The sequence below is a fragment of the Yersinia pekkanenii genome, assembly GCF_001152565.1.
GTDB classification, from domain to species: domain Bacteria; phylum Pseudomonadota; class Gammaproteobacteria; order Enterobacterales; family Enterobacteriaceae; genus Yersinia; species Yersinia pekkanenii.
The window spans coordinates 1-5,880 of the sequence record NZ_CQAZ01000089.1; the positions used below are offsets into that span (position 1 = coordinate 1).

A 5,880-nucleotide genomic window follows, 5' to 3' on the forward strand; every position below is an offset into this window, starting at 1 on the left:
ACCAATCCAGTACCCATGCGAATGTAGAAATGAAAAAGCCCCGGCGATTAACCGAGGCTTCTAATTTTACCGACCTCTCAGCCAGCGTGGTTGGAGTTCCAGACCTAAGTCGAAGTGACCAACTCGGCGGTATCTGTGAGTTAGGGGCCGCCGCTTATTCCCTAACTCACCGCTCTTTCGCTTTTTGCTCCCGAGCCTACATGAAATATACACTTTCATTACTTATTTTCAAGTGAAAATGAAAATAAATTTATGCGGCAGACTTTATTATCTCTAACTCAGCTCTTAAGTCATCTTGCAGAACCATATACACCTTCGCATCAAATAAACTAATGCACCATCTAACCCGATCTGCGCACTGTTTGTTAGTCAACCATGGTGAAACTTGGTATTGCATATAATTTGCGAGATCTTGCACAGGGTTCCTGTCAACATAGTACTTACAGGCGATTACATATATTGGATTGTCAGCTCTAAAAGCTTTAAGAATGGCCTTCTCGACGAAATCAGCTTCATCCTCATCGTTGGCGCGCTGTAACATGTCGCTGATAGTTCGTTTAGGCCATAAAATCGACTGAGCTTTAGTCAGCAGCTCACCCCCCTGATACCCAATCTTTCTCAAATCCTCCATCACTCTGGTAAATCTATCCGTATCTTCTACGCTCCAGCCAGATATGAATCTCCATATTCCGACCCCATCCACTCCTCCACCGTAACCACTACCGCCAAACTCTTCCGCCCACACGCAAAGGATCGCTTTAATCCATCGCTCCTGAATCGGTGTGAGTTTTTTGTATTTGCCCAAATAACTCTTTCTGGGTGCCTTTGCCAGTTCCTGCCAGGGTGTGGTTTTCATGCCGCCCTCTGCTCGTCAGTGTTAACCGTGCCAAACCTGTCTTGCTTCGTCGTGTAGAGCGCCTGCATTCCTTTGCCCCACCCTTTTCTAACAAGCATTATTCCACCAGGGCGTTGAATGACTGCGTGACAATGGCCAGTAGTCGCTTTCATAAATCTGGCTTCATCAATTGCAGAGTTGATATCAGTGAACATTAAGCTGCCTCCAGGTATCTCTTGCGTAGTTTTTCGTAATGCTTCGCCCGGCGAGTGAATATCGCTTTCACTCGTTGCAGGTATGGGATGTCGAATTTTCTTGGGGCGTTGTCTGTTTCAAGGCGATCAACACGAACGATGCCTATCTTGATAATGAGATTTCTGCGGAAGGGGATCAGGTTGCCGGACATTTCTCTATTGCAACGAACGCAACCGGCGTGAATATTAAAAACGTTGAACCGAAGATGTGATGCTGTTCCTCTTGAGCGGTAATGACTGGCGTCAACTGCCCCACCCCTTACTCCGTAATTTAATGCGTTTCCACATGCGATACAGGGCTTGCCGTAGTCCCTCCAAAAGATGTATCTATTGACTGCTACCTGCGCCTCTTTATTCCAATCGGACGCCGTCTTGAGGCTCTCCTTTCGTTTTTGCCATGCCTTGCGGTCTATTGCCTGTTGCTTTGCATCAGCTTCTTGCTTAGCAATGATTCTGGCGCAGGGAATTGAGCAGGCTTTTTGAGTGGAAGAGAACGGGGTGAATTTGGTGGGGCAGACTTTGCACTTCTTTAGCTTGGGCGGCTTATTCGGCTTGCCGGTTATCATCGACTTCCTCCAGCATCTCTATGCTCGCGTTTTCACGTTCGCATTGATCGCAAGAATAAACCTCATCGGGCTTTAGCGTTGCGCGGCAGAACGCGCAGACGGTGCGCTGTAGTTCAAGCATTCTTTCTACTCCTGAGTCTTAGCCAGCGTTTAGCTAATAACGGATAGATAGCGTCATATGTGGGTATTTCGCTGGCGGGGATTGGGGGTTTAGGCTTGGTTCGAGAGGTCTTGCGGAATATCAGGTTATCTGGGTCGGGCTTCGTCGCGTCATCTTCGCCTCCCTCTTGTCCCCGCATAAATTACAGAGCAGATGAACGCGCAAATTATTAGCCAGTCAGATTCGGTCATCACGCCACCTGCTTTTGTTTGAGGTTTGAGTATTCACATCCGTTCGGGATGGTCAGCGCCAGTCCGAATTCAGCGGCCCACATTTCGACTTGAGACAGAAAGAAATGCATATCGCCAGTATCGAGCTTTGACGTATGGCGCGGTTCCCACATTTTAACTTTATCGCCGGTCACAAAATCGGTGTATTCGACCTCTTCACAGCCGAGATAGGTTTTCTTGAGATTGCGCTTTACCCACGCTGGCGTTGCGTCAGTGCGTCCCGACTTAATGAGGTAAGCGCTTATTTCGCCGTACCACATGTGGCTGAGTGCATTCTGGGGTAGGCTGCGTTTATCCCGCCACTCACAGATTGAGACGCGGTATTTCTTGCCTGAGGTGATGAGTATTTGAAGGGTTGCGCCTAATTGCTTGAAGGTACTTTGGTGTAAACAGAAGTCATCCATTTCCCTTCTCCGGCTCGGCGGCTAGCTGCCTGATTATTAATTTAATATCCTCAATCCTGTCATCATCAGCGGAGTCCATCGTGTCAATTCTGTCCAGCATCACCAATGCTGCATTGGCAGGGTCGCTGCTTGTCCAGCCTTGATGAATAATTTCAGGAATATTTTGTTGTTGGTTTTGTGGTTCCGGCGCGGCGGTGAGATAACTTTCAATCTCTTGCATAGTTAATTCACAATCGTTGATGGTTCGCTCTTTGTAACTGCCGGAATCACCTAGAATCGTATAAGTGCGGCACAGGTCGATTAACTTTGCTGCGGTTTCAAGTGTACTGTTCCAACCTTCCGGTATCTCCGGAGAGTTCAACTGTGGGGTTGTGTAGGTAGGGATAATCTCGCCGCCGTGGTCGGCCTTTGACTTGATGGCATCAAGATTGATTTCGTATGTATTGAGAACCACCTCTTTACCCCACGCATCACTATGCTCCAATCTCACAATGTAGTAATCAGGCTCAGCCCTCTTTGCAGCTAACGCGATGGCGGCCAGTGAAAGTAGCAGACGAGGGCTTACAGGAAACTCATCACTAGTTGGCGTGTTGTGAATCTCTTGCTGGCAGGAACTTATAATTTCTTCAATCTCTTCTACAGTGAAACTATCTAATGCTTTCATGGACTTACCTCACGCATACCATTTTTCTACTTTGTTGAACTCAGCAACGACATCTGAGTAACCGAGATTAATTAGCAGGTCGCAGAGAGCGTCATCAGCGTTACTGTGGGCGCTTTCTGGGTCGCCACTATCTTGCTCTGCTTTCAATCGCTCGATGATTTCCTCTTTAAGCTTTTTCATTCACTCTCTCCCTTGATTCGAATACCGGCAGTGCGCACAACGGCATAGCATTGAATAATTGCGGCTGTAAACCCGTTGGCATAATCACTCGTATGGCCTTGTTCTAGCGCCTCACGACAGGTCATTTCCTCAGGAATATCCACAACTAGACTATCTCTCGACGCTTGCCATGCAGTGCGCATATCAAGCACTGATGCCTTGGCTAAATTAACCATGTCTTCATCGTCGCAATAATTTTCTGTTTCGTAGGCCAACTTGTATGTCGTTGGCATTTTCGATTTAAGCCAAGCTTCAAAGTCAGACTGCGATTTAGTTATGTCCATCATGATTTCCTCGAATTAGCGCCAGTTGGCAGCCTGTTTAGGCTCATTTTCATTAGCAGCAAATTGTCTCGCAGCATCTTCCTGATCAATGTTAGTGAAGTGACCATTTCGCCAGCCCATGTAAAACGTATTTGGTTTGCCAGAGCGGTATTTGCCGATAATGATTTCTGCCAGCCCTTTCATGTTGCTGTTCTTGTTATAAACCTCGTCGCGATACGGGAAGATAAGAACGTCTGCATCTTTCTCGATAGAGCTTGAGCCAGCGAGATCACTCATGTTCGGGCGCTTCTCCTGTCGGCCTTCCGCATTACGGTTAAGTTGCGCGAGGAGAATGACCGGGACTTTATTTCGAAGGCAGAATTGTTTCAGCTTGCGGGTCACTGCTGCAATGGATAGGTCATATCGATCAGCCTTTGGCAAATTCATCAGTTCAAGGTAATCAATCGCAAGGAAACTCAACCCTCCATCCATGTTCATTCGCTCAGCGTGCGCTATACATTCATCAACGGTGAAAGACCCGTCGATGACATAGTTATTTTCGTTCAGGAGAGTGCCTGTCGCTGCTGTTAGCCGGGTGTATTGCTCCTGAATCATCCCTAGTGGATTGCGTAAAGCCCCAATTGCCAGCCCGGAACGATCTGCAACGTGACGCTCAACAACTTGCATATCGGACATTTCCATCGACACAATCAGGCCTCTTCCCTTCTGCTGGCCGATTGAGTTAGCAATGTTGATTGCCAATTCAGTCTTACCCATGCCCGGTCGCCCAGCGATGATGATCAGGTCAGTACGGTCAAAGCCACCGTATTCATCGTCCATAGGATCAATGCCGGTTTTTAGATAGAGCCCAGACTCAGCTCCATGCATTCGTTTCTCCAGCACCTGCATGTAATCGTCCAGCATGTCACCTACTCGGCGGGGAACTTTGTCATTCGTCTCAAACTGCAAGCGAGATACAATCCCTGACACTTCCGCTATGCACTCGTTGATATTGTGAGTGCCAGCACTGCGCAGGATCTCCGCTGCCCTGATGAATTCAGACTCACCCTTGCGAAGCATCCAGCACTGACGAACACGCTTAGCCCACGCCTTGATGTTTGCCGATGACTTACAGCGAGATGAGACGGTCAACACCATGTCTTTAGTGCCCACAGGAACCGCCTCTTGAATGGTAAACGGGTCTATGGGTTCGCACTTACTCAGCAGCGCGGATATCACTGAGTACATGTTGCGGAGGTGGAAGTTATCAAAGGCTTCAGCAGGAAGCTTGCCGGTGATTTCGTGACAGTCGATGTGATCGCCCTTGATAATCATCGAGCCAATCAACTGCTCTTCAAAGTCGTAACTTTCCATGCTAAGCCTCCTGACTAATAACTTGGTCGATGATCCTTTGGGTTAGAGCAGTATCTATCCCGTATTTCTTACCAGCCGGATTTTCGCCCATTGCAAACGAGCTTGGCGTATAACCGAACTCTATGTATCCATTGATGAAGGTGTCTATGTCTCGCGGGATGCGCTTTGTTTCTTTGCAATGCTTAAGGTGGGATTCATACAGGCGTTTAAGCCCTTTCTCGGTAGTGGTGCTGATGCTTACTATGCGGGGTAAGCCGTGCTTATTTGCTTTTCGGTTCCATGTTTCTTTGAAGCGCTCACGGTCGAATGTGAACTTTGACGATGCTGGCTGTTTGGTTTTTGATTTATCCTTCTCGACCAAAGTCCCCTCTGGGGATTTAGGGGTAGTTTCTTTTTTATTTAAAGTATTTCTTTTGTGTGTATCCAATTCGGTAACAGTTGGTGTTACCAAGTCGGTAACAGTTTTTGTATCCTTCTTGGTAACAATGTTACCTATTCGGGTACTTACCGGAATTTTCCACTCAGAAATATTTTTATTTGGCCCTATTTTTCTACCATCTGAAAGGATGACTTTCATCTCAATCAGCTCGTTTCTTGCAGTGCAGACCTTCTCTCTACTGATTCGACATAGGATTGCTAACTGGCTGTCGGCAATGCGATCCATCTTCTTTTTATAGCCATAAGTCTTGCGACATACAGCGTGCACCACCTTGGCTTGATTCTTCGTCAGATTAGCGCCTATAAGCTCCTCATAAAGCTCCATGGCCAGCATGATGAATCCATCATTGGTATCTGCCACGCGACACTCCACGACCTCAAGGTGAGGCCTGATAGGTGAGACATTGTTGTAATCGATAGCGTTACTCATTGGCTTTCCCCTGCAAAGATTTGACAGCCTTGAATGTCTCAAT

At 47.4% G+C, this 5,880-nt stretch carries 11 protein-coding genes; 1 reads left to right on the forward strand and 10 read right to left on the reverse strand.

The features are described 5' to 3' along the window. The coding region (locus AEP37_RS27040; protein WP_209435170.1) for a hypothetical protein at positions 1-236 on the forward strand (236 nt) is incomplete at its 5' end. Positions 237-250: 14 nt separating this feature from the next. Here the strand turns inward: AEP37_RS27040 and AEP37_RS22095 are convergent. The 10 genes from AEP37_RS22095 to AEP37_RS22130 form a co-directional block, all read right to left on the reverse strand. After that, positions 251-856, reverse strand: a complete 606-nt coding sequence (locus tag AEP37_RS22095) for a hypothetical protein (RefSeq protein ID WP_049615344.1) — start codon at positions 854-856, stop codon at positions 251-253. Then, positions 853-1,050: a hypothetical protein gene (locus tag AEP37_RS22100; protein ID WP_049615345.1), complete on the reverse strand. Its 198-nt coding sequence runs from the start codon at positions 1,048-1,050 to the stop codon at positions 853-855. Before AEP37_RS22100 ends, AEP37_RS22095 begins: the two co-directional genes overlap by 4 nt. Further along, the gene (locus tag AEP37_RS22105; protein ID WP_049615346.1) at positions 1,050-1,655 is read right to left on the reverse strand and encodes a recombination protein NinG; all 606 of its coding nucleotides are present in this window, start codon (positions 1,653-1,655) and stop codon (positions 1,050-1,052) included. The genes AEP37_RS22100 and AEP37_RS22105 overlap by 1 nt, the downstream gene beginning before the upstream one ends. Further along, on the reverse strand, positions 1,633-1,776 hold the full coding sequence (locus AEP37_RS26710; RefSeq protein WP_156305516.1) for a hypothetical protein: 144 nt from the start codon (positions 1,774-1,776) through the stop codon (positions 1,633-1,635). The genes AEP37_RS22105 and AEP37_RS26710 overlap by 23 nt, the downstream gene beginning before the upstream one ends. A gap of 229 nt (positions 1,777-2,005) precedes the next feature. Continuing rightward, a complete protein-coding gene (locus AEP37_RS22110) occupies positions 2,006-2,449 on the reverse strand; it encodes a hypothetical protein (protein ID WP_049615347.1) in 444 nt (147 codons plus the stop codon). Then, the gene (locus tag AEP37_RS24395; protein ID WP_053101995.1) at positions 2,442-3,113 is read right to left on the reverse strand and encodes a hypothetical protein; all 672 of its coding nucleotides are present in this window, start codon (positions 3,111-3,113) and stop codon (positions 2,442-2,444) included. Before AEP37_RS24395 ends, AEP37_RS22110 begins: the two co-directional genes overlap by 8 nt. A 9-nt stretch (positions 3,114-3,122) precedes the next feature. Beyond that, on the reverse strand, positions 3,123-3,293 hold the full coding sequence (locus AEP37_RS26325) for a hypothetical protein (RefSeq protein WP_156168724.1): 171 nt from the start codon (positions 3,291-3,293) through the stop codon (positions 3,123-3,125). Further along, a complete protein-coding gene (locus AEP37_RS22120) occupies positions 3,290-3,619 on the reverse strand; it encodes a hypothetical protein (protein WP_156168726.1) in 330 nt (109 codons plus the stop codon). The genes AEP37_RS26325 and AEP37_RS22120 overlap by 4 nt, the downstream gene beginning before the upstream one ends. A gap of 12 nt (positions 3,620-3,631) precedes the next feature. Then, positions 3,632-4,969 carry a replicative DNA helicase gene (locus AEP37_RS22125; protein ID WP_049615349.1) on the reverse strand — a complete coding sequence of 446 codons (1,338 nt, stop codon included), beginning with the start codon at positions 4,967-4,969 and terminating at the stop codon, positions 3,632-3,634. 1 nt (position 4,970) lies between these two features. Next, a complete protein-coding gene (locus AEP37_RS22130; protein WP_235801438.1) occupies positions 4,971-5,768 on the reverse strand; it encodes a replication protein in 798 nt (265 codons plus the stop codon). Positions 5,769-5,880 lie beyond the last annotated feature (112 nt).

Excerpts from the sequence above, each read along its gene's own strand:
- AEP37_RS22095 (WP_049615344.1), bottom strand. The coding sequence starts at position 856 with ATGAAAACCACACCCTGGCAGGAACTGGCAAAGGCACCCAGAAAGAGT.
- AEP37_RS22100 (WP_049615345.1), bottom strand. The coding sequence starts at position 1,050 with ATGTTCACTGATATCAACTCTGCAATTGATGAAGCCAGATTTATGAAA.
- AEP37_RS22105 (WP_049615346.1), bottom strand. The coding sequence starts at position 1,655 with ATGATAACCGGCAAGCCGAATAAGCCGCCCAAGCTAAAGAAGTGCAAA.
- AEP37_RS26710 (WP_156305516.1), bottom strand. The coding sequence starts at position 1,776 with ATGCTTGAACTACAGCGCACCGTCTGCGCGTTCTGCCGCGCAACGCTA.
- AEP37_RS22110 (WP_049615347.1), bottom strand. The coding sequence starts at position 2,449 with ATGGATGACTTCTGTTTACACCAAAGTACCTTCAAGCAATTAGGCGCA.
- AEP37_RS24395 (WP_053101995.1), bottom strand. The coding sequence starts at position 3,113 with ATGAAAGCATTAGATAGTTTCACTGTAGAAGAGATTGAAGAAATTATA.
- AEP37_RS26325 (WP_156168724.1), bottom strand. The coding sequence starts at position 3,293 with ATGAAAAAGCTTAAAGAGGAAATCATCGAGCGATTGAAAGCAGAGCAA.
- AEP37_RS22120 (WP_156168726.1), bottom strand. The coding sequence starts at position 3,619 with ATGATGGACATAACTAAATCGCAGTCTGACTTTGAAGCTTGGCTTAAA.
- AEP37_RS22125 (WP_049615349.1), bottom strand. The coding sequence starts at position 4,969 with ATGGAAAGTTACGACTTTGAAGAGCAGTTGATTGGCTCGATGATTATC.